Source organism: Vibrio sp. TBV020 (assembly GCF_046056895.1).
GTDB lineage: Bacteria > Pseudomonadota > Gammaproteobacteria > Enterobacterales > Vibrionaceae > Vibrio.
Map to the genome: position 1 here is coordinate 424,833 of NZ_JBEEAQ010000001.1, position 24,922 is coordinate 449,754.

The 24,922-nt window shown below is 44.2% G+C and carries 19 protein-coding genes and 2 tRNA genes; 6 read left to right on the top strand and 15 right to left on the bottom strand.

Going from position 1 to position 24,922, the window contains the following annotated elements; translation table 11 throughout:
- Window positions 1-184: 184 nt before the first annotated feature.
- From AAFX28_RS01740 to AAFX28_RS01750, 3 genes are all read right to left on the bottom strand, one after another.
- A complete protein-coding gene (locus tag AAFX28_RS01740; RefSeq protein WP_408685074.1) occupies window positions 185-3,229 on the bottom strand; it encodes an AAA family ATPase in 3,045 nt (1,014 codons plus the stop codon).
- A gap of 9 nt (window positions 3,230-3,238) precedes the next feature.
- Window positions 3,239-4,369, bottom strand: a complete 1,131-nt coding sequence (locus AAFX28_RS01745; RefSeq protein WP_408685076.1) for an exonuclease SbcCD subunit D — start codon at window positions 4,367-4,369, stop codon at window positions 3,239-3,241.
- Window positions 4,370-4,490: 121 nt separating this feature from the next.
- Window positions 4,491-5,573 carry a ketoacyl-ACP synthase III gene (locus tag AAFX28_RS01750; protein ID WP_408685078.1) on the bottom strand — a complete coding sequence of 361 codons (1,083 nt, stop codon included), beginning with the start codon at window positions 5,571-5,573 and terminating at the stop codon, window positions 4,491-4,493.
- Window positions 5,574-5,677: 104 nt separating this feature from the next.
- On the opposite strand from AAFX28_RS01750, the gene trxC reads away from it, so the two are divergent.
- Both trxC and AAFX28_RS01760 read left to right on the top strand, forming a co-directional pair.
- Entirely contained in the window at window positions 5,678-6,112 is a 435-nt protein-coding gene (trxC, locus tag AAFX28_RS01755) for a thioredoxin TrxC (RefSeq protein WP_408685079.1), read from the top strand.
- A gap of 197 nt (window positions 6,113-6,309) precedes the next feature.
- Window positions 6,310-7,470 carry an MFS transporter gene (locus AAFX28_RS01760; RefSeq protein ID WP_408685081.1) on the top strand — a complete coding sequence of 387 codons (1,161 nt, stop codon included), beginning with the start codon at window positions 6,310-6,312 and terminating at the stop codon, window positions 7,468-7,470.
- A gap of 37 nt (window positions 7,471-7,507) precedes the next feature.
- Here the strand turns inward: AAFX28_RS01760 and AAFX28_RS01765 are convergent, their stop codons facing one another.
- The gene (locus tag AAFX28_RS01765; protein ID WP_408685082.1) at window positions 7,508-8,902 is read right to left on the bottom strand and encodes a PAS domain-containing protein; all 1,395 of its coding nucleotides are present in this window, start codon (window positions 8,900-8,902) and stop codon (window positions 7,508-7,510) included.
- On the bottom strand, window positions 8,899-12,360 hold the full coding sequence (locus AAFX28_RS01770; protein WP_408685084.1) for an ATP-binding protein: 3,462 nt from the start codon (window positions 12,358-12,360) through the stop codon (window positions 8,899-8,901). Before AAFX28_RS01770 ends, AAFX28_RS01765 begins: the two co-directional genes overlap by 4 nt.
- Before the next feature lie 137 nt (window positions 12,361-12,497).
- On the opposite strand from AAFX28_RS01770, the gene AAFX28_RS01775 reads away from it, so the two are divergent.
- From AAFX28_RS01775 to AAFX28_RS01785, 3 genes are all read left to right on the top strand, one after another.
- Window positions 12,498-14,174 carry a response regulator gene (locus AAFX28_RS01775; protein ID WP_408685086.1) on the top strand — a complete coding sequence of 559 codons (1,677 nt, stop codon included), beginning with the start codon at window positions 12,498-12,500 and terminating at the stop codon, window positions 14,172-14,174.
- A gap of 3 nt (window positions 14,175-14,177) precedes the next feature.
- The gene (locus AAFX28_RS01780; RefSeq protein WP_408685088.1) at window positions 14,178-15,353 is read left to right on the top strand and encodes an EAL domain-containing protein; all 1,176 of its coding nucleotides are present in this window, start codon (window positions 14,178-14,180) and stop codon (window positions 15,351-15,353) included.
- A gap of 90 nt (window positions 15,354-15,443) precedes the next feature.
- Window positions 15,444-16,151, top strand: a complete 708-nt coding sequence (locus AAFX28_RS01785) for a Crp/Fnr family transcriptional regulator (RefSeq protein ID WP_408685090.1) — start codon at window positions 15,444-15,446, stop codon at window positions 16,149-16,151.
- On the opposite strand, the gene AAFX28_RS01790 is transcribed toward AAFX28_RS01785, so the two are convergent.
- Together AAFX28_RS01790 and AAFX28_RS01795 are read right to left on the bottom strand one after the other, a co-directional pair.
- Window positions 16,132-16,509 carry a nitrous oxide-stimulated promoter family protein gene (locus tag AAFX28_RS01790; protein WP_408686796.1) on the bottom strand — a complete coding sequence of 126 codons (378 nt, stop codon included), beginning with the start codon at window positions 16,507-16,509 and terminating at the stop codon, window positions 16,132-16,134. The genes AAFX28_RS01785 and AAFX28_RS01790 overlap by 20 nt on opposite strands.
- 7 nt (window positions 16,510-16,516) lie before the next feature.
- On the bottom strand, window positions 16,517-17,035 hold the full coding sequence (locus tag AAFX28_RS01795; RefSeq protein WP_408685092.1) for a GNAT family N-acetyltransferase: 519 nt from the start codon (window positions 17,033-17,035) through the stop codon (window positions 16,517-16,519).
- A gap of 98 nt (window positions 17,036-17,133) precedes the next feature.
- Here AAFX28_RS01795 and AAFX28_RS01800 point away from each other — a divergent pair, with 98 nt between their 5' ends.
- Window positions 17,134-17,571: a DUF4174 domain-containing protein gene (locus tag AAFX28_RS01800; protein ID WP_408685093.1), complete on the top strand. Its 438-nt coding sequence runs from the start codon at window positions 17,134-17,136 to the stop codon at window positions 17,569-17,571.
- 29 nt (window positions 17,572-17,600) lie between these two features.
- On the opposite strand, the gene AAFX28_RS01805 is transcribed toward AAFX28_RS01800, so the two are convergent.
- The 8 genes from AAFX28_RS01805 to AAFX28_RS01840 form a co-directional block, all read right to left on the bottom strand.
- Window positions 17,601-17,674, bottom strand: a tRNA-Cys gene (locus AAFX28_RS01805).
- 33 nt (window positions 17,675-17,707) lie between these two features.
- Window positions 17,708-17,794, bottom strand: a tRNA-Leu gene (locus AAFX28_RS01810).
- A gap of 173 nt (window positions 17,795-17,967) precedes the next feature.
- On the bottom strand, window positions 17,968-18,300 hold the full coding sequence (gene nirD / locus AAFX28_RS01815; protein WP_408685095.1) for a nitrite reductase small subunit NirD: 333 nt from the start codon (window positions 18,298-18,300) through the stop codon (window positions 17,968-17,970).
- A complete protein-coding gene (gene nirB / locus AAFX28_RS01820; RefSeq protein ID WP_408685097.1) occupies window positions 18,300-20,783 on the bottom strand; it encodes a nitrite reductase large subunit NirB in 2,484 nt (827 codons plus the stop codon). Before nirB ends, nirD begins: the two co-directional genes overlap by 1 nt.
- A gap of 12 nt (window positions 20,784-20,795) precedes the next feature.
- On the bottom strand, window positions 20,796-21,653 hold the full coding sequence (locus AAFX28_RS01825) for an ABC transporter ATP-binding protein (RefSeq protein WP_408685099.1): 858 nt from the start codon (window positions 21,651-21,653) through the stop codon (window positions 20,796-20,798).
- A 12-nt stretch (window positions 21,654-21,665) separates the two neighbouring features.
- Complete coding sequence (locus AAFX28_RS01830) at window positions 21,666-22,634, bottom strand: ABC transporter permease (protein ID WP_408685101.1); 969 nt, start codon at window positions 22,632-22,634, stop codon at window positions 21,666-21,668.
- Window positions 22,635-22,684: 50 nt separating this feature from the next.
- A complete protein-coding gene (locus AAFX28_RS01835) occupies window positions 22,685-24,058 on the bottom strand; it encodes a CmpA/NrtA family ABC transporter substrate-binding protein (protein ID WP_408685103.1) in 1,374 nt (457 codons plus the stop codon).
- Window positions 24,059-24,319: 261 nt separating this feature from the next.
- Window positions 24,320-24,901 carry an ANTAR domain-containing response regulator gene (locus AAFX28_RS01840; RefSeq protein WP_408685105.1) on the bottom strand — a complete coding sequence of 194 codons (582 nt, stop codon included), beginning with the start codon at window positions 24,899-24,901 and terminating at the stop codon, window positions 24,320-24,322.
- Window positions 24,902-24,922 lie beyond the last annotated feature (21 nt).

The window sequence follows — 24,922 nt, forward strand, 5'->3', positions numbered from 1 at the left end:
ATTACAGCCGTTATTGGTTTATTTATATTCCGTGAAATGCTTACAACTATTACTTTCGCAACTACCCACAAAAATACCATATTAATCATTGCAATATGAGTAAAAGCCGATGAAAGATGGTCAATTTTACTACTCATACACGCCATAAGAAACTCGCTGCATTTCTATAATTTTAGTCGCTACATCACTGGATACCAACTAAGCGGATCGTACTACCCACCCTAGATGGCTCCACGTCCAACCGAAGTGACATTTGTTCTTTGAGCTCCGAAATATGCGAGATAACTCCAATAATGCGCCCACTTTGTTGGAGATCTATCAATATCTGCATCGCTAGATCGAGTGACTCTGGATCTAAGCTACCGAAACCTTCATCAATAAACAGAGTTTCGAGTCGAATCCCACCGCTATATGACTGAACAACATCAGAAAGCCCCAATGCCAAAGCCAACGCTGCCATAAACGACTCACCACCGGAAAGGGTCGCGACATCACGAACCTTTCCGGTATAACCATCTTCAACTGACAGATCGAGCCCTCGCCCAGCAGAGCCCTTAAAGCCTTCGGTTTTTCGTACCAATTGGTATCGTCCACGGCTCATAATACTCAAACGTTGCGACGCTTGGATCAATACATCATCAAGCAATACGCCGAGCACAAAGCGGTGCAGGCTTACACGACTACCCGTTTTACCACTTGCCACATCATATAGCGTACCGTAGACCTTGTATTCAGCTTCAAGCTTACTGTTCTTCTCATGTAATTGAGCGATATCTTGAGCCACTTTCTCCAATCGATGGAGCAGTGACTGTACAGTATCTAATTCAGTTCGTTTATGCTGGTACTGAGCTTCTTCTTGCTGAACTAACTGCTGTTCTTCTTCAAGGTTTGGTCGTTCAACGTCATTCAGAGTCTGAGATAGGTCGCTAATTGTCTGTTCGAGTTGTACTGTTGTGTGATTGTATTGGGTAATTTCTTGTTGCCACTGCTCTAGCTGTTGCTGAGTACAACGATATTCTAAAAACTGTTGTTCCGACGTCAATGACGTCTTTTGTAGGGCGGTCAGCCACTCTTGTTCAGCTGACTGGCGCTGTTCAAACGACTTAGTAAGTAGCTCATTGTGTGTCACAATCTGTGATTCTACGTTAGAGCATTGAATAATAACCTGCTGCGTATGACTCTGAGCTGCCTCTAACGCCTGCTTAATCTGTACTACAGTTTGTTGCAATTGCGTTTGCTTAGCTTCAACTTCCGCTACTGTGTGAAACTCGCTATCAATCTCAGAGCGAATCTTATCAAGCTGTTGGATGCTAAGGGTTAGCGCCGACTCATTCGCGGAGATTTCTTCCTTCAATTGATTAATCTTGGTTTCGCCGTTGGAGCAACGTTGATTAAGCTCTTCAACCATCTGCTCCATCTTCGCTAAATCAATTGCGCTGAGCTGTTCAAGCCTTAACTTCTGCTGAACCAGTTGCTGTTCAAGCTGAGCGACATTAATTCCAGCATGTTCTCCTAGCTCTGACTCAGCCGACGACACCATTTTTCTCTGCTGTTCACACTGAACAAGGTGTTGCTCTAACTCATTGGAAGCTTGGTTAACATTGTCTAGTGCGACGCGTTCTTCTTGTCTTGCTACCTGCACTTGTTGCTTTGACACTTCATTGCCTGCAAAAGAAGCTGGCGACGGATGCTCACAGCTACCACATACTGGACATGGTTGATCTTGTTCCAGCTTTTGTGCAAGAACAGCGGCTTGCGCGTTATGCCAAGACAGTTCTGTTTGGTCGGCAAACTTTTGTTTTTCAGTTAAAACCGTTTGTAATTGCTGCTTAATTAACTGCTTCGCTTCAGTATGCTTACTTAAATTTTCTAACTCGAGCCTTAGTGACGCAAGTTTATTCAGGTCTAGAGTAAGACGCTGAGTCGATACGATCTCAGCTTCCAATGCGACCTTCTCAGTCACATCCTTACGCGCTTGCTCAAGCTCTGCAGTCCCTTTTTGAGCGTCACTCACGAGCTTCTCTTTTAAACCGATATACTTCACAAGAGTCTGTTGCTGCTCAGCTCTTTTGCGCTCTAAGCCTTCGACATTCAATTGCTGCTGGGCTTGCTCTGTCAGCTTTATTTTCGTTTGATCTAACTTGAAAAGCTGCTCATTTAAAGCTGGCAGATTTTCAGCTTCTAGCGTTGCTTGTTGCAGCTTGTCTTTGCTTTGCTTACGAGTCGTTTGTAAGTGCTCTTGCTCACCTTTTAACGTGGCCAGTTTCCGCTCAAACTCGCTTACTTGCTTGATGATAGATTGCCAGCTTGAGTACGGTGCTTCGAGCTTTCCTGCCTGCACTGCCCGCTCCAACGTGCTCGACAGTTCAATGATGCTTGCCTTTTTCTCGAAGTGAGTTTGCAAAGCGACGGTTGCTTGCTCTAACTTAACAAATTGCTCGTTAAGGGCGTTAGAGTGCTGCAGTTTTGCTTTGATCTGGTTAAGCTTTTCGAGTGCTATTTGCTCAAGAGTCTTGGCTTGTGCTGATTGCTCACTAACATGCGTTAATTTCTCTTGTAGTTCCTGCTCACTGCTTACTTCTCCGACTTGCAAAGCTCCTCGAATCTGATTATCAAACTGATCTTTTGACTTACTGATAGAAAGCGCGCGATCTTTCAGGGTGTACTCTATCTTTTTGTAAATATCAGTTTGAAAAAGTTGCCCAAAGATAGCTTCTCTTTCTTTAGAGCTCGCGAGTAATAGCTCTCTAAATTTACCCTGAGGCAATACCATAACCTGGCGAAACTGGCTTTCGTTTAACCCTAACAGTGAAGTCACATCAGTTTTCACTTGCGCCGTTTTACTGGTTATCAAGCGCTCTTCATCAGTGATTTCATACAGTGACGCGGTATGCTTACGCGTCGTTGTGCCCTCACCGCGCGCTTTTGGTGCTTCTTGTTCTGGAGAGCGAGTCACGCGATAACGTTTATTGTTAAGCGCAAACTCTAGCGTAATTTCAGTTGGTAAGTTGAGGGCGGCTTGATCACAACGCATCTGCCCACCTTGGCGTTCATTGCCCGTTGTTTCTCCGTATAGAGCAAAACAAATCGCATCTAAGATTGAGGTTTTACCGGAGCCTGTCGGGCCATTGATTAAGAACAGTGGGTTACTGCCAAGCTGAGTAAAATCGATCAACTCAGTCTTAGCAAAAGGACCAAAGGCTTGCAGCGTTAAAGTTAATGGTTTCATCGCTTTATCCTATTGCTGACTCAGTTGTTTGATAATATCGGTGATTGCTTTGTCTTGTTCCTCACTCAATTGAGAGTTTTGAGCTTCTAGGAAAAAGTCACGAAACATGTCAGCTTCACTTCGTGCAAGTTTGGCTACAGCCATTTCTTGCTCTACGCCAATCAGCATTCCTGGTTTTTCTAGGTGCAAAACATTTGGGTAAACAGTTCTAAGCTTATCCATAGGGTTAAGAATTGCGTGCTTGTCCATTAAACGTACAAGCAAATAATCCTCATTACTTGGGTCTGTTTTACCTTGTTCAATAATCGCTTCTAATTCACCTTCCACAATACGCATTTGATGAGGAGCGGTTAGGTCAATATGGGTAGCCGACTTAAACCCATTTTCATCAAGTTCAACAAGCGTCATGCCTTTCTTCTGGTGTTGCTCTGAGAAGCTGTACTTCATCAAAGACCCCGAGTAACGAATATAATCTTCACCTTTCTTTTGAGGCTGATGAAGGTGACCGAGTGCGACATAATCAAAGTCGACAAAGTGTTCGTGACTGACTCGATCGGAACCACCAATAGAAAGTGGACGCTCTGAGTCAGACTCAATCGCACCATCAACAAAACAATGACTCAACAAAACATTTCTACAGCTGGACTGGAACGTACTCTTGATCTCATCGCATAAAAGCTTGTGCGCGTCGTCGTGGGTTGAAACTGGCTGTTTAAAGTGATGTCGAACCAATTCAGGGTCGTTATATGGCATGCCGTAGAAAGCCACTGGGCCCGTATCACTTTCTATGACAACAGGTGAAACCATGTCTCTAAAATTCGAAATGATGTGAAGCCCAGATTCTTTCATCTGTTTCGAAGCAAAACCGAGACGTTCTGCACCATCATGGTTACCTGGGATCATGATGATAGGCAAATTCAGTTCTCCACACACATGTTCTACAAACTGATTCATTAACTCTATTGCTGCTGTAGGAGGTACAGAGCGATCATAGATATCACCCGCAATCACCAACGCATCTACAGAATGACTCTGTATGTAGTCGGTTAATTGCTGCAAAACAGCTTTTTGGTCATCAAGTAGAGAGACATTGTGAAATTGTCGGCCTAAGTGCCAATCAGAGGTGTGGAGAAATTTCATTCTAGCCCAGCGGAGTTCTTGTCGTTAGGCCAATATAATAATCTCAAAGGTAGACGATAGATATAAAAAGTCGCACCAGAAGTGCGACTTAAATTGTTAATCTTTTCAATACGTGACGAGGCTATGCACCTTTTTTGCAATGTTCAATTGCATTAGCAAGCAACTCGAGTGCGGTGCTTTCACATTCAGGCAGAGTGGCATCACTTTCGCCTAGAGCTGTCACTCGTTCGCCCCACTTAATATGGCCAGCGCCCCAAGTCAATCCAGCACCAAAAGCAGCGAGCAATAAGTTATCACCAGGTTTCACTTTACCTTGCTCTAGTGCTTCACATAGCGCGATAGGTACTGTTGCTGCTGACGTATTACCGTAGTTCTGAATATTCACAAACGCTTTATCTTGGCTAATACCAGACAAATCACACAGTGTTTGAATAATACGAATGTTCGCCTGGTGTGGAATAACAACATCGACATCCTCAGTAGACAGCTGACTACGTGATAGCACGCTATGTGCTGCAGCCCCCATCCCCTTCACGGCACGCTTAAAGATCTCTTTCCCGACGAAGTTAAAGTCCCAATGACCATTGTCCGCAGCGAAGCGATCCATCGATGTACCAAACTTAGGTACGGCGAGGATGTCTCGACCAGCAGAGTCACAGCCTAATTGTGCTTCTTGTAGACCAACTTGTTTCTCAGTGCGGCTCAGTACTGCAGCACCCGCGCCATCGCCAAACAATACTGCTGTATCACGCTTGGTCCAATCGATAAAGAAAGAGAGACGTTCTGCGCCTACAACAATAGCATTGCGGTAATTGCCCGATTGAATTAGACGTGTCGCAGTTTCTAACCCGTACACAAATCCAGTACACGCCGCGTTTAAATCAAAAGCTGCCGCTGCTTTGATACCTAGATTTTGTGCCACTTTTGATGCGGTATTCGGAATCAAAGAGTCAGGTGAGCAGGTTGCGATAATAATTAAATCAACATCTTCAGAAGTTAGCCCTGCACAAGCTAGAGCATGCTTAGCTGCTACTGTCGCCATGTCAGACGTGTTTACGTGGCTAATACGACGGTTTTCAATACCAGTTCGAGTACGTATCCACTCATCAGATGTCTCTAAAAAAGTGCTTAGTTCTTCATTGGAGAGCGTCGCTGGAGGTAGGCACTTGCCCCAGCCTGTAATTTCGGCATAGAAATTTTTCATTTTGAGCCTTTGAATTAGTTATTTGTATCACTCGTTCGTTTCAGAGTATAACTATCTCCGGCAATTACTGTCACCTAATTGAAAAAAACAACGAGAGAAAAGTCATGTCTACCTTTAATACTCGATGCCCTTCTTGCTCTGGCGTAAATCGTGTTCCTTTAGATCGAATTTCTGAGAGCCCTAATTGTGGTAAATGCCAAGCATCGCTTTTAGACGGTGCTCCAATCGAAGGGACTGAACAAAACTTCGACGCAATTTTAAATAGCCCAGTTCCCGTTGTCGTCGATTTTTGGGCGACTTGGTGTAACCCTTGTGTGGGTTTCGCGCCTGTATTTTCTGATGTCGCCAATGAGAGAGTAAAAAACGCTCGATTCGTAAAAGTCGATACTGAATCTCAGCAAAATCTTGCCGCGAAGTACCAAATTAGAAGCATTCCAACCATTATGGTTTTCAAAGACGGCCAAAGAGTTGATGTTATCAATGGTGCATTACCTAAAGGCCAGTTTGATCAGTGGCTTAATCAAGCATTGATAAAGTAATAACGTTAAAAATAGCACCAATTAAGAGTAGAGAAATCACGATTTTCTCTACTCTTTTTTTATAATTCCATTGTCTTAACCATCATAAATATCTTTTGTCGTTATAAGAAAAACTTTTCGTTTTACCGAAATAGCATTTAGCCCCATAGTCGCGCCCGAAACTGATTACCATTTATTCATATTGAGAGGCTACGACATTGGAAAATACCCTTGTACCAACACCTAAAGCTCGCATTTCTGTACCTGTGATTGCGCTAGCTCTATATGCGGTCGCATCTGGGTATTTGATGAGTCTTATTCCTCTAATGCTGACTGATTACGGGTTAGATAGCTCTCTAGCTAGTTGGCTTGCAAGCGTATTCTACGCTGGTCTGCTAATCGGCGCTGCTGGCATCGAGCCTCTCGTTAAACACGTGGGTCACCGGAACGCGTTTGTGTGGTGCTTGGTTGCTTTCATGGCCACAATCATGGTGCTACCTTTAGCTCCACATTCAGCGGTATGGGTTGTGGCTCGCTTTATTGCAGGTATGGCCGTCGCAGGTGTATTTGTTATCGTTGAATCGTGGTTACTTCATGGGGATGAGTCAGCGAGAGCAAAACGCTTAGGTCTATACATGGGTGCTCTATACGGCGGTAGTGCTTTAGGTCAGCTTGGTATCGGTGTCATCGGTATTTCTGGTGGTGTTCCTTTTATTACTATTATTACCTTGTTGATTTTGGCTGTCGTTGTATTGTTATTTGGTGAGAGCGATCAACCGCAAAGCGAACACAGTGCTTCCCTGTCATTTAAACAGATTAGCAAGCTAAACCACGCGGCAATCATTGGTTGTATCGTATCAGGTTTAACCTTGGGCGCAATCTACGGACTGATGCCTGTCGAACTATACGCTCGTGGCATTGCTCATAGTGACATTGGCGGACTCATGGCTGTCATTATCTTAGGCGGAATGGCAGTTCAACCTATTGTACCTTGGCTATCTAAGTACTTAGGCCGCACACTGTTAATGGCTTTGTTCTGTATGCTTGGTGTCGCTGCGATTACCTTCACAACGTTAGTGAGCGGCATTCATGCGCTAGCGGCAGGTTTGTTCTTGCTAGGTGTAGCAACATTCGCACTATACCCTGTTGCGATAAACCTAGGCTGTGACAAATTGGATGCCAACTATATTGTATCCGCAACTCAAGTTATGTTGTTTAGCTACAGTATCGGCTCTGTTGCAGGACCTGTTGCGGCTGACTGGTTTATGTCTGGCACACAAGGCTTAATGCGTTACTTGTTTGCCGCGTTGCTTGCGACCTGTATCTACATGTTGATTGCGAGTATTAAGACCAAACGTCAAGCCATTGCCGGCGAATAATATGAATTGAAGAGGCACTAGATGTGCCTCTATTCATTTAGCAACCTTTGGTTCGATAGTCACATTCATGGACCTTATTCACACGAATAACGATCACCGCTGTCGAGCTATTCACCGTTTGCTTTAGGTCTATCGGCTGACAAATCACATCAGTATCAAAACATTGACTCACATTACCTAACACTGTCAATTTCGCTTTGGTTTCAATCCGACGTTTGTACATATTCGTTTGATAAATCCAGCTAGCAACCCCCGAACTCGCATCATTTCGTGTAGAAATGTACATTTCTAAAGGAGAACCAACGAGTTCCACTTCAGAAAACCCAATCCAATTGACCGCAGCTGGGTTGATATAGTCAATTTCTCCATCCCAGTTCACGGTAATAATCGCATCGCCTATCGCCTCTACCAATAAGTCACTAAAACGACGTTGCCTTTCAATGTCTTCGTAGAGCTCTTTAAACTGGCTGTAAACGCGCTCTAACTCCAAAGGAAGCTTCTTTTCAATACGTTCGATTTCTTCTTGGTTTGGCTCTCGAGTAATAAGTTGAGCAAAATCTAAAGATGGTTGAATCAGTATTTGGCGGATAATTATCCAGATCCCTAGCACTGCAGCCAAAACAAAGAACAAGATACTAACCGGTAGAACCCACTGGTCGAGCATAGGCTTACTCATAGGCACATACAGTACAAAACTTGCAGGCTGCAAGATACCGCCGCTAAAGGTCACTTGATACTCAACCTTTAAGCTAGAAGAGGATTCTGTCGTTGATATAATGTTGATATCGATACCGTTGGCGTAGCTGACCTTTACCACGCGATGACTTGCTGAAGTGTACTGAATATCAAAGTTTAGCCCTATCGCCTGACTGTGTTTAGCCAACATTTCGGACGTAACCTCAGCAAACATGGTTACGTTACCCTGTTTGCTTTGCAAACTCTGCACAACTCGAGTCGAGTAAAGAAAGATTCGCCCTTCAACAAACACCATCCCAAAGTCTTCACGACTCTCAAAAGGGATTCCACTAACCGAAACAAAACGTTCCTTCATCAAATTGAACACTCGCGAAGCAATCACTGTTTTAGAGAAGACTTCGTTGCCGTCAATATCTAAGATTAACGCCCCAGACAAATTTTTATTGTGGAGATATTGGTTGGTTAACTTTGCTTCAAACTCGTATTCCGTTTGAGGCCGTTCGTAAGAAGCGAGAGTCTGGGCGGCATCATCAACAATGTCACGAAGCGAGGTAAACTCCTGCCTAACCAACGTAGCAATATAGTGGCGATAGTTACTGGTAATCTCTGTTTTCCAGAACTGACGCTCTTCGGCGATCGACATACTCGCTGCCAATCCTGCAACGACGGCAATAACTAAGGCAAGAAAGGCGATACTGTAACGCATCGCTTTGTCAATTGAATACCGTTTCGTCATAGTGTTTCACAGTACATTTCAATTTCACTCGCAAGGATTTGTAAATGCTGCTCAATGAATGTCACTCTTTCAGCTGCATGTTCCATATTCCCCGCCTCACTCGCTTTTTCTAGCTCTTTAGCCACTGTTGCGATCGCTTCATTGCCTAAGTAGAGTGCGCTACCTTTGATTCGATGAGCGACATCTTTCAACCAAGCGTTATCTCCAGACAATCCACTTTCAACCAATTCTTTTAAATCATTTTGGTAGTTGGCCAAGAAGGTATCTAATATCTCTTTGGCGATGTCGATATCCCCTCCACTCATATCGATCACAATATGTTCGTTGAAGGAATCATAGTCAGGAAAAACCAGGCTACTCGACGTGCTAGGGGCTGGTTCAATGCTGTTCTCGTCGGAACTTTGGACCGTCCCTAAATCTTCTAATTCTGCAAGTAGGCTTTCTAGAGGCCCATCAGCCACTTCCGGTTTCGCCGTTTGTGGAGATTCCTCAAGCCAATCAAGATCGAAGGTTAAGTCATTAACACCAGGTTGAGGGATTACTGAATCAAACTCATCCAACCAACTTAGATCATCACTTTCTTCTTGGTTACCAAGGCTAGGCGCTTCATCCATAACCACGACTTCTTTGGGTTTGTCGCTATCAACAGCTTGGCTAAGTTTGGTTTCTAAAATATCGATTGGGCAAGGTTTAGAGATATAGTCATCAAACCCAGCAGATAAACAGCGTTTCGCCGCACCGCTTAACGCATCGGCTGTGATTGCAATCATAAACGGCTTGCGCTCTTTATATGTCTCATTAATCTTTCCTGCCAGCGTAAAACCATCCATTTCAGGCATATGGCAATCAGACAGTACTATGTCGTAGCTAGGGTCTTGCTCAAACTTATTCCATGCGACCAAGCCATTTTCAGCCACATCAAACTGTACACCTAAGCGTTTAAGCTGCCCGCCTATTACTTTACGGTTAACTTCATTATCTTCCGCAAATAACACTCTCAACGCGCTCAAATCACGATTGCTGTTCCCTACAGTTAGCCGAGTTTCCTTCGTTACCTCTACATTCTGATGTTTAGCACTTTTTACTGGCAGCATGATATTGAACAAACTGCCGTGCCCAACGACTGAGCTGACTTTTATTTCGCCGCCCATACCATCAATGATCTCTTTACTAATACTTAGACCTAGCCCTGTGCCACCAAAACGACGGGTAATATCTCCATCGGCTTGAACAAACGGGTCGAACAACGATCTCAACTTATCAGCGGGAATACCTATACCGCTGTCCCTAACCTGCAAACTGATCAAGTCTCTGTTCGAGTTTTCTATACCTGCTAAGTAATCTTTCGCTATCAACTGAGCCGTCACTTCAACATAACCTTGCTCGGTAAATTTCACTGAGTTAGACACAAGGTTGTTAAGTACTTGCATCAGTCGAGTTGAGTCACAAGAGTAAAGCGAGTTTAGCTGCGGGTCGATGCGACAGGTCAGTACTAACCCTTTGGCTTTCGCTTTGTGCTTGAAGTTACTGATCACCCCTGTGACCAAAGAATCTAGCTCGCATTCCACATTCTCTAGAGTCAACTTTCCAGCATCCATCTTAGAGAAATCGAGTACATCATTGAGTAATGCCATTAAATTACGTGCTGAGCCATTTAGTGTCTGCAGCAAATCAGTTTGTTCTTTGTCTAACTGCGTGAATGAGAGCGCTTCTGCCATACCTAAGACACCGTTCATCGGCGTTCTGATCTCATGGCTCATTCGAGCTAAAAAGTCAGACTTGGCAAGGGCCATATTTTCCGCCTGACGTTTTGCCTCTTCTGCTTCAAATAATGCTGCCTCTAATGAACTTTGAATCTTCGAACGACGAGCAAGCTGGTTTCGGTAAACAATAAATCCAATAAACAACAAAATGCTTAGGCTAATACCTAGGTACAAAGAGCGTCGATACAGTTGGTTTTTTTGAATCTCTTGGTAGTTGTCTTCTAGAGTGCGACGCCACTTATTGCCAAGTTCATGCTGGAAAGTGTCCCCTAATGCGTAGATGCCTAAGTTAAGCAGGTCGATCAACTCCTCTCTGCCTTTTTCTATCGCAATTCGCGGCCACAACTCATCTTCTACATCAAGCGCACTATGCACTTTCAGACTGTAGAATTTATGCTTATCAACAAGATAAATACTATTCAGTAACTTACCAACAAACGCGTCCGCTCGGCCTTGAGCAACGGCTTCGATCGCTTCTTCTGCGGTATCCAAATAGATAATAGGGTTGCTCGGTATGATATTCGCAACGATGTCATTTTCATGCAACCCACGAACTAAAGCGATACGCAGTCCTTCAAGCTCCTTTATCGAGTGATAATCTTCCTCACTAATGATTGCCATCGAGGCCCGATCGATATCTTTAGTAAACGCTAGGTTCTCTAAGCGCTCTTTGGTTCGATAAACACCCGGGAAGATATCGACTTCACCGCTGCTCGCTGCGTCTAAAGCTTCTTGGAAGGAACGGTATGGTTTACCAACAAATGTAATACCAATACGTGAGGAAATTTCATTGAGGACGTCAACAGTGTAACCCTGAAGTTCAAAGCCATCTCCAATAAAATAAGGCTCCTCGCCACGTTCAATATAAGCGTACGAGAGTATCGGTTTCTTAATTAGCTCAAGTTCTTGCTCTGGGGACACTTTTTGATAGTAGTCACCAATGGCAAGCTCAACGCCTACTTCTTGTGAAGAATCAATTGAGTTCCACAGCTCTTCAATTAGACCAGAAGAAATCGTCCGAATACCTTGGTTGATATCAACCATTAACGCCAAGCGATCCGAAGCTACTTTAAAGCGAAGCGGTACTCCTCGAGTTTTGTGAGCAAGAACAAAGTCATTACCTACTGCACTTTGCAACATGCCTTGTTCTAGTTCGGCTCTCCCCCATGAGTAGATGAAATTGACCCTCGGCGCTTGAGCGATAGCCTCAGCATTCTCGCTACCATGATAAACAGCGACTTGAGAGTGGTTATAGTTTTCCGGGTAGAGACCATAAGGCAACGAAATTGCTGTCGGTCGGCCTTTGATATGATCACCGATACGTTCATACAAAGCGCCACTTACATATGCGTATGGAACACTAAACAAGGCTTGGGAAACATCTGGCATGACAGCCGATACCGCTAGAACATCAACTTGTTCGTTCACCAGTAAGCGGCCTAATTCAGTGTATGGCGCATAAACAAAATCAACGTCATAGCCATAGGTATTCCCCCAGACTTTCCAATATCGCTCCATGAACGTACGGAGCTTATGAAGTCCCTGAACAGGCGCCATGTCAGTCTCGATATGTGGTTGGCTAGGTAACCCAACGGTAATCCTCTTCTGCTCAGCGGAAGCAGTCGTAGCAATACACATTAAGAATCCACACAGAACCAAACTTTTAGCGAACTTAGCAAAAACAGTAATTTTCACAATGTGACACTCTAGAAATAACAATACGCAATCCAGTATATTGCGCTAAGTGTCAGGTTTCTGTTCTTTAGGGAACAGACTTCCGTATAAAAATAGAAAATAATAGACGGTAAACCATGTTGAGGTGTTGAAAAGCAATGCTAGTTGGAACTATTGATTCTAATCGACCTGTGTTAATCGTCGATGATAGCCCTATGTACAGAACCGCAGCAAAAGGAATGCTACAGAGATTGGGTTACCCAATCCAAAGAATAGATTTCGCGCAGGATGCGTCTGAAGCTAAAGACAAGTGTAGGGCCAACAACTACGCATTGGTTTTGTTCGACTATAACTTAGGTAAAAAAGCCAATGGCTACCAGCTGATTGACGAACTTCAACATAAGCAACTGTTATGCCCAGATTGTGTCATGATCATTGTCACCGGGGACGGAACACCCGAAGTTGTGAGAGGCTTTATGGAGTTAGAGCCTGACGGCTATTTGCTGAAGCCTTTAAACTACGCGACTTTACAAACTCGGCTCCCCCAGTTTTCTGCTAAAAAACGCCACCTTTCTGATCTGTTAACAGTCTATGGCAACAAGCACTACGAAGCTGCGATCTCTCATGTCGATGAGACATTTTACAAAGATGAAGACATCATCGTAAAAAGCCAACTTATCAAAGCAAAAGCTCTCGCTGAACTTGAACGCTACGATGAGTCTCGTAATGTGCTTATTAATCTAAAAGGCTCAAGTGATAACTCAACGGTTCAGTTAGAGCTCGCGCGCATTACCTTTTTGCAGAGGCAATATAAACAAGCGCTATTTCTTGCATCTCAAGTGAAAAAAGATCCTCTTAGGAGTGCCCGTGCGTTTGATTTGTGCGCCGAAATCTACACAGCTCAACATCAGTTTGATTCAGCACAAGAAGAAATTGAGTCAGCGATCAGCATCTCTCCCAAGCGTCATGAACGCCATGAGGTGAGAGTTTCAACTCAACTTGCGCTATTTGATCTTATTAGCGCAACTGCAAGCCTTAAAGCTCTACAAACTGAATCACGCAACTCGTTTAGAGAATCGGTAGATTACTATTTACTTCAAGCTTCTATTCAGCTTGATCTCGCCTTGTTCGATTCACCTTCACAGCGAGAGTCTCACATTGGCTCTGTAGCAAAGCTGATTGAGCAGTGGCGTCAGCTATACACACGTGAACAGTACAAAGGGTTTGAGTTGCTGATTCTAAGCCGCGTATTCAAGATAAAGAGTGATTTCCACAAGTCTCGTCAATACTTCGACAGCTACATGAGGCATAAAAAGGAAAGCGAGGACTACCAACCAAGCTTATTTGAGAGTATCGAGTTGGCGAAAGCCGCTTTTGCTGCACATGACGACACTACCTACAAACAGGCGGTAGAAGACGTGGTGACTCTGCTCGATTCTTACCCAAACAAAGCCGCTCAGAACGGTTTTGCTAGCTACTTTCAGCAATACCGCACAAAGTGTGAGCAAGGTGAAATTCATTTAGAAAAGATCAAAGAGCGCACCAAACAGTATCAAGCCCAGCAGCACTTCGATAAAGCAGCGATACTACTCAGCAAAGCAATAAAGACCAACACTATTGACAGTGAGATATGTTTGCTGATGTTAGAAGTACTGACACGGTCTTGGCCACCAGCGTGGACCCGCGTTCAAGTCGCCAAAATAGCTATGATATGCAAAGAGCACCTTAAAGGTAGCCCACAGTCTAAATCGCAAGCATATATAAAAATCTGCGATACCTTAGCGTCTCAACTTGATTTTAAAGAACTCAAAGAAACAGCCCCAACAAGCGTATAATTTATGGAATTACGAGATATATTGATCATTGAAGATGATCCGTTTCATGCGACTATTCTCAATCGATTACTAGCAAGCTTAACCTCAGCTAAGATTGTGGTTGCAAAAAATGGACGTGAGGCTTTTGAGGCAATGAAACAATCTAAGCCTAACCTCATATTCTGTGATTTGTATATGCCGGATATGGATGGCGTGGAGTTTATCCGCCATTTCGCCGAAGAGAATTTGACCACCACGTTTATTCTTACGAGTAGTGTCTCAAATGATGTGCAAGACTCTGTTATTGATATGGCGCACTCTTACGGTATCGAATCGATAACTAAGCTACCGAAGCCGATCAGTAAAGCGGCTTTATCAGATGCCCTTCAAAATATTCAAGAGCCTACCTCTCTTGGTACAAGCTCGACACAATCCAGTGAGATCACTGCTCAAGAAGTCAGACACGCCTTACTGCGCGATGAGTTTGAACCTTATTTCCAAGGACATTATTGCTCACAAACCCACAAACTAATCGGCGCTGAAGCATTAGTTCGTTGGAATCACCATAATCTTGGCCTACTGACACCTGACAAATTTCTGCCGACAGTGTTTGAAGGGGGATTAAGCTACGCGTTAAGCTGCAAGATGTTACGCGTCAGCCTTGAATCCGCAGCAGAGTGGCACCGCCTTGGGCATAAGATACAAATCGCGATAAACGTTTCTCCATCCGATATGGAGCATCAAGACTTTGCTGACAAAGTGTTGCAAGCCATTGAACAGGCGCGATTCCCAGCAAATAAACTCACGTTAGAAGTAACAGAGGTGGAAATTACCCATAATCTAGGCCGTGCTCTGGACAATATGGCTCGGTTAAGAATGCGTGGGATCACCATTTCTATTGATGATTTTGGCACTGGTTATTCGTCTATTTGTCAGCTCATTAACAGCCCGTTTAGCGAACTGAAAATTGATCGCCTTTACGTTTCTCGGATGGCCGAAAGCCCTAAACATTTTTCAGCTCTCCAATGCATGATAAGCCTAGGAAAAAGTTTGGACCTTAAGCTAGTTGCCGAGGGAATTGAGACCCGAGTCCAAGCAAAGATGATGGCTAAATTAGGTTGCGACATCTTACAAGGTTACTATTTCAACAAACCAATGAGCTCAAATGACTTTATTCAGCACAGTTTAGTCACTCAATAGAGCCAAACAACGATAAAAACGCCCTATTTCGTTGCTCCTCAGCTACCACGGGGTATACACTTACTTCGAATAAACTGACAAGGAACAAGTGTGGATAGTCTACAGGATCTAATTAAGTGGCCATGTGAATTACCAAGCACAACTAAAGAAGCCATTGTCCTGAACGCAACACGAATACAGCAACTCGGCCCGGTGACTACGCAAGGACGTCAACTAAATGGTGTGATGTACATAAAACGTGGCATTGCTGGTATCGGTTTTAGCTCCGAGCATACTAACACCATGAACGCCGCAATCTTTGGTACAGGTAACTGGCTGGGCGCGAGCGTAATCAATCATGTGATACGCGTGCTTGCTAACATCGAGCAAGTTGAGCCTATTGAGATCATTTTCTTTGCCAAAGATAAAATTGAGCAGCTTGCTGAGAAAGATCCGAATATCTTCAAATGGCTCTATTACGGCTCATTACAGAGCCAACACCAATGGCTGACAGCCCAAGCGGTTTCGTTACATGATAGAGAAGTCCGCGTAATCTACACTCTGCTAGAAATTGCCAAGTATGCCAATCAAGTCCAAGGCAGTGTGAGCGCAGTTCATGCCTCTCAGAAACAATTGAGCATTATGGCGGGGATCTCTCGCCCACGGCTTAATGAGGTGTTAAAGATGTTAGAGGCGAGTGGTGAAATCAGCGTAAGCCGAGGTTCTATCCACTTACTTGATCAGCAAAGCCTTACTGAGCGTCTGAGTAAACTTGATGTTTCTATTATCGATACAGACCCTATTTCTTCTGCTTCCTAAGGTGTCGGTTTGACATATGCAGCTTCGGTTTTTCAGGGACCGCTTTCCGTTCATGTAAAAGATGACGCATTGCAAGAATAGGATGAGGCAGCAACATTCTCGGCCCAGAGAAACGCATCACTTGACGCATGAGCTCTTTTTCAATTGGTTTATAGCAATGAATTGGGCACTTATTACAAGTCGGTTTTTCTTGCCCATACGGGCAGCGATCTAAACGGGTTTCTGCGTACTCTAGTAGAATTTTGCATTGTTCACACAGCCCCTTTTTCGTCCCGTGGTGAGCATGGCAGTATATGGCAACCATAGCACTCACCGTTTTAAATTCGGTTCGAAGTGGTCCTTCTAGGATGTCAGAAATAATCGTTTCACTCACTGTTCAAACTCATTTGGTATAACAACAAGTCTACTGTATCACTTATAACCTCCTGAACTTTGACATAGGTAAAGCCGAGCTTAGTTAACAGCGCTTGGCTTGCATTATTATCCGACGTTGTAATCGCCACCAGTTCATCGATATGTGACTGTTTCGAGGCATAATCCACCACTGCCTGACCAGCTTCATAACCATAACCTAAGCCGTAAGCAGAAGGTTTAAAACCATAGCCAATATCATACGCAGAGAGTTCAGGTCGTTTGATCAGGCCACAGACACCAAACTTTTCATTGGTTTCTCGATGTTCAACCAACATCAAACAAACCCCATGTTCAGCATGCATGGCCAATATTTTATCTTGGATGTAATCCTTCGCGTCTTGCAGGCAACGTAGATTTTTATCCCCAATAAACCTTAGAAAATCATCAGTGTTGTATAGCTCTAAAATGAACTCGGCGTCGTCTTGCGCCACCATCCTTAGTTTCAGCCGTTCACTTATTAATGTGTTCATCTGCCCTTCCCTTATCGATTTACTGATAAGTGAGCTTACCATCTACACTTAACGTAGAACATGTAAGGACAACGATTCTTAATGAGGGGAATTACGTTATGCGTTCAGTTTTACTACTCGGTATTGTGCTGCTGTTCAGTTCATCGGCTTGGGCTTACCCTGCTCACTCAGCGCACTGGAGCCATCGTAGTGTGATCTATTTCGCTCCAACTAACGACGACCATGTGAAACGTTTTTTATTGGAAGCATTGATAAACGAATGCGAACTTCAAGATCGCGATTTGATTACTCTTGTCGTCACAGAAGATGGATTTACTGATCCCATATGGGTAAAACATGAGTTTAATCTAACAGCGCTGTTTGAGGTATACGAGGTAAAATCTGGCAGTCATACCGCGGTATTAATTGGCAAAGACGGTAGCGAAAAATTACGTTGGGGCAAACAAACTGACTGGGATCATGTTAAGGCAACGATTGATGTCATGCCTATGAGGCAGCATGAAATGGCATCGAAAAGCAGTCCGTGTTCAGCGTAAAAACAAAGAGTTGGATTTTGATTATCGAATGGAGGCGCCTCCCGGAATCGAACCGAGGTCCACGGATTTGCAATCCGCTGCATAGCCACTCTGCCAAGGCGCCACAATTGATGTTGCTCGAAGAGCTAAAATGAGATGGTGCCCCGGGCCGGACTTGAACCGGCACAGCGCGAACGCCGAGGGATTTTAAATCCCTTGTGTCTACCAATTCCACCACCAGGGCAACGCATTAAAGCGATGGCACACCATCATTCTACACAGCATTGCCGTGAGAACGAGGTGTACTTTAACGGATAAAAACGTGGGGTCAACCAATAAATTTCTTTTTTGAGTTCAATTGGTTAAAAACCCAACCTACACGCCTAACATCTAAACTATACGTTGGTTTTATAGGCATCAATTCAGTGTAATAATGATATCCTCTCCTTCAATGACCACCGGATAAACCTTTAACCTCACGTCTTCATTTTCGATGCACTGCCCCGATTCAAGACAAAAATGTTGTTTATAGAGTGGCGAAGCAACACACAGACGGCCTTTGACGTCACCAACAATACCTCTACTCAAGACAAACGCTTGTCCAATTGGGTCCCAGTTTTGTACAGCAAATACTCCGGCTGACGGGATATAAAACAAGGCAACCTGCTCACCATCTATCATTGCACTGCGGCCTTGATAAGGAGCTAATTCGCTTAATCGGCAAATTTTTTCATGTACCAAAGTTTCCATCAGAATACCTCCTTAGCAGGGATACGCTGCCCACGTATACGTTGATAAGGCATCGCTTGGCTTGTATTGTTTACGTTAATAAATGGCTTAAACCTATCGAGCTTATCTGGAGTCTCGAGTGTACTCTTCCATTCGCACTGATAGGTATCGACCACATGTTGCATCTGTTGCTCTAAAGAGTGATTAATACTCAGTGAGTCATCGATAACAACTTGCTTAAGGTACTCAAGCCCCCCGTCGAGGTTTTCCATCCAAACAGACGTTCGCTGTAAACGGTCAGCAGTGCGCACGTAGAACATTAAGACTCGGTCAATCAAAGCTACCAACTCGGCTTTTGATAGATCTGACGCAATTAAATCTGCGTGTCTTGGCTTCATACCGCCATTTCCGCACACGTATAAGTTCCAGCCATTTTCTGTCGCTATTACACCAATGTCTTTACTTTGTGCCTCAGCACACTCTCGGGTACAGCCTGAAACAGCAAACTTGATCTTATGTGGTGCCCTTAAACCTTTGTAGCGATTTTCTAGCTCTATGGCTAATCCTACTGAATCATCAACACCGTAACGACACCAAGTAGAGCCAACACATGACTTCACCGTTCTCAATGACTTGCCATAAGCGTGCCCAGTTTCGAATCCTGCATCGATTAGCGATTGCCATATCTCTGGTAATTGCTCCACCTGAGCACCGAACAGATCCACTCGTTGACCACCCGTTATCTTGGTATAGAGGTCATGTTGTTTCGCTATCTGACCCAGGGCAATCAATTTATCTGGCGTAATTTCACCACCAGCGATCCTAGGAACAACCGAATATGAACCATCTTTCTGCAGGTTAGCCATAAAGGCGTCGTTCGAGTCCTGTAATGAACTATGTTGTGGCTCCATAATGTGTTCATTCCACAGTGAAGCAAAAACAGAAGCTGCGGTTGGCTTACATAAATCACAACCGTGTCCTTTACCATGTTTCGCAATTAATGTGTCGAAGTCTTTGATCTCTTCAACTTGGCAGATATGGAATAGCTCTTGACGTGACAGTTCAAAGTGCTCACAGATGTTATTGTTGACCTCTACGCCCATAGCGCTCAACTCAGCATCCAAGACAGTTTTCACCATATTGCTACAACCACCACACCCCGTCCCAGCTTTTGTCTGAGATTTTAGTGATTCTAAGTCATGTGCTCCTGCCTGAATCACACTCACCAAATCACCTTTTGTTACGTTATGACATGAACAAATCATGGTACTGTCTGTCATCTCCCCTTGAAGCATGCCGGTATCAAAAAGCAGATTAGCAGCGTGATCGGGAAGCGGAGTTTCATTTAGATAACATTGCAACAGAGCATCGTAGTCAGAGTTATCACCAACTAGAATTGCGCCAAGGAGTTGAGTTCCTGACTTATCGACGACCAACTTTTTATAGATGCCTGCAACCGCATCTTGCAAGATCATCTCTTGAGCGCCTTCTGTCGTTTTGTGCGCATCACCAATTGATGCGACATCTACACCTAGAAGCTTAAGTTTGGTGCTCATGTCTGCGCCAGTAAAACCAGCATTGGCCCTGCCTAGTAACGAGTCAGCAACCACACGCGCCATTGTGTAGCCCGGTGCCACAAGACCAAAGATCTGCTCTTGCCATAACGCACATTCCCCAATCGCGTAAATGCTATCGTCATTGGTTTTACATTGGTCATCAATGATGATCCCCCCACGTTCACCAACGCTAAGTGAAGCTTGCTTCGCGAGTGCATCTTGCGGCCTAATTCCGGCCGAGAATACAATGACATCAACTTCAAGGGGATCGGCATCCTTGAGCACCATTCGATGCTTGGCTCGCTCTCCATCACAAATTTTCTCAGTGGCTGTGGATGTATGGACGGTCAACCCTAGTGCTTCGATCTTTTCTTTCAATACATTGCCAGCGATATCATCAAGTTGAACAGGCATTAAACGTGGCGCAAATTCGACAACATGAGTCTCAACCCCCAATAACTTCAGTGCATTAGCCGCCTCTAAGCCGAGGAGTCCCCCTCCAATCACTGCGCCAGTTTTTGCTCCCTGGCAAGCTGTTCTAATTTCTTCCAAGTCATCAAGCGTGCGATAAACAAAAATGTTGTCTCGGTCGTTACCTTCAATCGGTGGCACAAAAGGATAAGAGCCGGTAGCCAAAACCAATTGGTCATACTCAAGCGTAGATTCCCCCTCAAGTGCCAAGCATTTACTTTCACGATCAATGTCGGTCACTTTACGGCTCAACAGAAGGTCTATGCCATGCTTGCTGTACCATTCCTCACTACTAAGCATCAGATCTTGGCGACTTTTTCCAGAAAACAGAGCAGACAACTGAACACGGTCATAGGCAATAAAACGTTCTTCACCAATCACGGTTATCTTTTTTTCTAGGTGTGCGCCTCGTTCGACAAGCTGTGCAACTAACTGGTGACCCACCATGCCGTTACCAACAATTACAATATGTTCCATAGTGATATCTCCTCAGGCACTTTTAGCGGACACGTCGAGCTCTTTTGGCTCTGTAGCTCTGCTTGGACTAGTTGCTTTGGACTGCTTCTCATACAAGAAGCGTAATACCGCTTGGCGATATTTTTGATATTGTGGGTCGTCAGCGAGATCGACTCGATTCCTCGGCCTTGGTAGATCAATTGAAAGCACTTCACCAATCGTCGCTGCGGGGCTGTTGGTCATCATGACGATCTTGTCTGACAGCAACACCGCCTCGTCGACATCATGGGTAATCATAATCACCGTATTATTAAGGTCAGCTTGGATCTTCATTAACGAGTCTTGTAAGTGTGCACGTGTTAACGCATCAAGTGCACCAAATGGTTCGTCCATCAGTAGAACTTTCGGTCGTAAAGCCAGTGCTCTCGCAATACCGACACGCTGCTTCATACCTCCAGAAATTTCATCCGGCTTTTTATCTGCTGAATGCATCATTTGAATCAACTGTAAGTAATGCTCAACTTGCTCTTTGATCCACTCTTTACGATCTTGCTCACCCACATATTTATTCACGACTTGTTTCACCGCGAGTTCTACATTTTGATAGACCGTTAGCCACGGCAACAATGAATGGTTTTGAAACACGACAGCACGCTCTGGCCCCGGCCCACTCACTTCTCGCCCATCAACAATGACACCTCCATCTGTAGGCAAATGTAAACCTGCCACGAGGTTGAGCACTGTAGACTTGCCACAACCAGAATGACCGATGAGAGAGATAAATTCGCCTTTATTGATCTGAAGATTCACATTCTTTAGTGCGATAAATTCGCCATTTGGCGTTGGGAACCTCATCCCAAGCTGAGTTAAATCAAGTAATGGTTTAGACATAGGAAACTCCTTTTATCGCAATGCCTGCTGTTTGTTCCAAGATAACCACTTTTGAAGCTGCAACATGCCGCGATCAAGCAGTAGACCGATAAAGCCGATAGTTATCACGGCAACCATAATTCGGCCCAATGAGGCTGAACTGCCGTTCTGAAATTCATCCCACACAAACTTCCCTAACCCTGGGTTTTGTGCCAGCATCTCGGCGGCTATCAGCACCATCCAAGCAATGCCTAAAGATAATCTTAATCCGGTAAAGATCATTGGAATGGCTGAAGGTAAAACAATCACTCGTATGTGCTGCCACCATGAAAGTTGCAAAACTCTGCTGACATTAATCAGATCTTTATCAACGCTCGTCACTCCTACTGCCGTGTTGATCAGTGTTGGCCATAGGCTACATAGCGCAACAGTCAGCAATGAGTTAATAAATGACTTAGCGAACATAGGATCATCACTGACATAAGTCGCACTCACCACCATAGTGACAATCGGCAACCACGCGAGCGGCGAGACAGGTTTAAGTAGTTGAATCACCGGGTTGAACGCTTGGTATACCCCTTGATTTAGCCCTAGAACTATTCCTAAAGGAATGGCGATCGCGGTCGCTAGTAAGAAGCCACTCGCTACCGTAATCAGACTCGTAACAATCTGGTCAAAAAAGGTCGGTTTACCGGTATATGGCCTAATTTTCACCTTTGCGTTTGGGTCTTTCGCCAACTTCGCAGCATTTCGTTTCTCTTGGCGCTCTATAAAGGCGACTTCTTTTTCTCTTTCCTCCCAATGCTCAACGACCAAGTTACTAAACTGCTGGTAGGTTTGAGCGGGACCTGGAAGTGTACCTAAAGATGTTTGTACCTGACGTGCGCTAAGATGCCACATCATCAAGAACATCAAGATACCAATCATTGGTAGTAGAATAACTTTGCTCTTATTCGCCACAAGTGTCCTGCTCGGGACAAGAGATATCACATTGCTCGGCATATTAACTCCTATACATCCTTGTTATTTTCAATTTGAGTCTTGCTCCTTTGTTAGACTTTTTCTTTTCCTTTCAAGCCAATAGCAAATTTTTCTATATATGCGTTCGGTGTTCGACCATCGTAGACAATGTCGTCAATGAAATGTTTTTGTGGGGCACGAAAGCCATCTTCATTAGAAAAGTCTGGGAAATCCTTTCCACTTAAAACACCGTCTTCAATCAAGGCTTCTGCAGCTTGCTGGTAGATGTCAGGACGATACACTTCCTTGGCAATGTCCATGTACCAATCATCTGATTTTTCTTCAGATATTTGTCCCCAACGGCGCATTTGAGTTAAATACCAAATTGCATCACTGTAGTATGGGTAAGTGGCGTTGTGGCGAAAGAACACATTAAAATCAGGCACTTCTCGAACGTCACCTTTTTCATACTCAAAGGTACCCGTCATTGAGTTAGCGATGACTTCAAAGTCTGCTCCGACATATTCACTCTTCGCCAATAATTTTGATGCTTCTACACGGTTAGCGTTGTCGTTTTCATCAAGCCAGTGCGCTGCGCGTATGAGTGCCTTAACCACACGAATATGAGTGTTTGGATACTTTTCTGCCCACGCTTTTGATACGCCAAATACTTTCTCTGGGTTGTTTTTCCAAATCTCATAGTCCGTCACCACTGGAGCACCGATGCCTTTAAATACCGCTTGTTGGTTCCACGGTTCGCCAACACAGTATCCCTCGATGGTACCCGCTTCCATGGTTGCAGGCATTTGCGGCGGAGGTGTTACGCTTAGTAAAACATCTGCGTTCACCTGACCACTGTTATCTCCTACTTGAGGGGCGTAATAACCAGGGTGGATGCCTCCTGCAGCCAACCAGTAACGCAGCTCATAGTTATGTGTCGAAACTGGAAATACCATTCCCATATTGAAGGGCTTACCTTCATCAAGATAACTTTCTACAACTGGCTTAAGCGCGTCAGCTTTAATTGGTCGAACAACTTTGCCATCTTGCTGTGTAGGAATATGTGGCTTCATTTGCTGCCATGTTTTATTTGATACCGTGATTGCATTGCCGTTGAGATCCATACTGAATGCAGTGATCACTTCTGCTTTAGTACCAATACCAATCGTCGCACCTAATGGCTGCCCTGATAACATATGTGCACCATCAAGCTCACCATCAATAACGCGATCTAGTAGTACTTTCCAATTGGCTTGGGCTTCCAAGGTGACATAAAGCCCTTCATCTTCGAAAAAGCCCTTCTCGTACGCTACGGCAAGTGGCGCCATATCTGTGAGCTTAATGAAACCAAATTTAAGATCTTCTAGTTCTGGCTCTCCCAACTCAGCGTGGGCAATAGGTATGGTAACTGCTGTAGCGAGCACAGCTGCGAACAGGCTTTTTTTAAACATTGACGTCCATTTCATAGATTTTCTCCAATTGAAAAAGCGCCACGCCTCCGGGGAGTCGTAGCGCCTTTGCATCCTATCATTACCGCCGTTGATAATGTCAGATTAAGATTTAACAGATTGTTAGTATCACTATTCCAAGTTACATGCCAACTTATTTAATACTTATAAATCATAAAGTTAGACAAAAATAAGCATCAAGCGTCATCAAAGCTGCTTGTTATTAGTGCATCGCGCACCATTGCGGAATTTTTTATCTAACCCCAAAGTATTACTCATCTATTTCAACGCTTCTAAGGTCTGCAGCAAATTTCTAGCGACTTGAGCTAAGCTTTGACTCGATTGCATCGCTGACTTTCTCATCGCTTTGTACGCCGCATCTTCATCCACTTGATGCATTTTCATCAATAACCCTTTGGCTTTTTCAATCAACTTTCTTTCATCCAATCGAGTCGTAAGTTGCTCTATTTCACCTTCTAACGCGATGACGGACTGACGAGTTAGGTAGGCATGTCTTACCCAAGGAGATAAAGAGAACTCGGAATCTACAGGTAGAAGAACATAGTCCATTTTTTCTGGTAAGCGATTAATATCATTAGAGTTGAGTTGCTTCAGCACAACCAATAATGGATGTTTTTTTTCTCGACAAAGATTGATGATAAGCCGAAGCTCTGCGCTTGGTTGAAGCCAACCGACAACAACGTGAGCACCCGCCTCGCCATCTAAGACAGACTCTAAGTTGGCAAGGCGACAACTCTGAACATTAGAAAATTCTTGAGTTAGTTCAACGGTTAATCGACTGAGTTCTTCACTGCGATCACTGCATACAATGACAGGTGTTGGGGAGAGTTTGTTATACATGTACATTCCTTGTTTTCTCTC

Excerpts from the sequence above, each read along its gene's own strand:
- AAFX28_RS01745 (WP_408685076.1), bottom strand. The coding sequence starts at position 4,369 with ATGAAATTTCTCCACACCTCTGATTGGCACTTAGGCCGACAATTTCAC.
- AAFX28_RS01825 (WP_408685099.1), bottom strand. The coding sequence starts at position 21,653 with ATGTCTAAACCATTACTTGATTTAACTCAGCTTGGGATGAGGTTCCCA.
- trxC (WP_408685079.1), top strand. The coding sequence starts at position 5,678 with ATGTCTACCTTTAATACTCGATGCCCTTCTTGCTCTGGCGTAAATCGT.
- AAFX28_RS01740 (WP_408685074.1), bottom strand. The coding sequence starts at position 3,229 with ATGAAACCATTAACTTTAACGCTGCAAGCCTTTGGTCCTTTTGCTAAG.
- AAFX28_RS01800 (WP_408685093.1), top strand. The coding sequence starts at position 17,134 with ATGCGTTCAGTTTTACTACTCGGTATTGTGCTGCTGTTCAGTTCATCG.
- AAFX28_RS01775 (WP_408685086.1), top strand. The coding sequence starts at position 12,498 with ATGCTAGTTGGAACTATTGATTCTAATCGACCTGTGTTAATCGTCGAT.
- AAFX28_RS01765 (WP_408685082.1), bottom strand. The coding sequence starts at position 8,902 with ATGACGAAACGGTATTCAATTGACAAAGCGATGCGTTACAGTATCGCC.
- AAFX28_RS01795 (WP_408685092.1), bottom strand. The coding sequence starts at position 17,035 with ATGAACACATTAATAAGTGAACGGCTGAAACTAAGGATGGTGGCGCAA.
- AAFX28_RS01780 (WP_408685088.1), top strand. The coding sequence starts at position 14,178 with ATGGAATTACGAGATATATTGATCATTGAAGATGATCCGTTTCATGCG.
- AAFX28_RS01750 (WP_408685078.1), bottom strand. The coding sequence starts at position 5,573 with ATGAAAAATTTCTATGCCGAAATTACAGGCTGGGGCAAGTGCCTACCT.
- AAFX28_RS01840 (WP_408685105.1), bottom strand. The coding sequence starts at position 24,901 with ATGTATAACAAACTCTCCCCAACACCTGTCATTGTATGCAGTGATCGC.
- AAFX28_RS01830 (WP_408685101.1), bottom strand. The coding sequence starts at position 22,634 with ATGCCGAGCAATGTGATATCTCTTGTCCCGAGCAGGACACTTGTGGCG.
- AAFX28_RS01835 (WP_408685103.1), bottom strand. The coding sequence starts at position 24,058 with ATGAAATGGACGTCAATGTTTAAAAAAAGCCTGTTCGCAGCTGTGCTC.
- nirD (WP_408685095.1), bottom strand. The coding sequence starts at position 18,300 with ATGGAAACTTTGGTACATGAAAAAATTTGCCGATTAAGCGAATTAGCT.
- nirB (WP_408685097.1), bottom strand. The coding sequence starts at position 20,783 with ATGGAACATATTGTAATTGTTGGTAACGGCATGGTGGGTCACCAGTTA.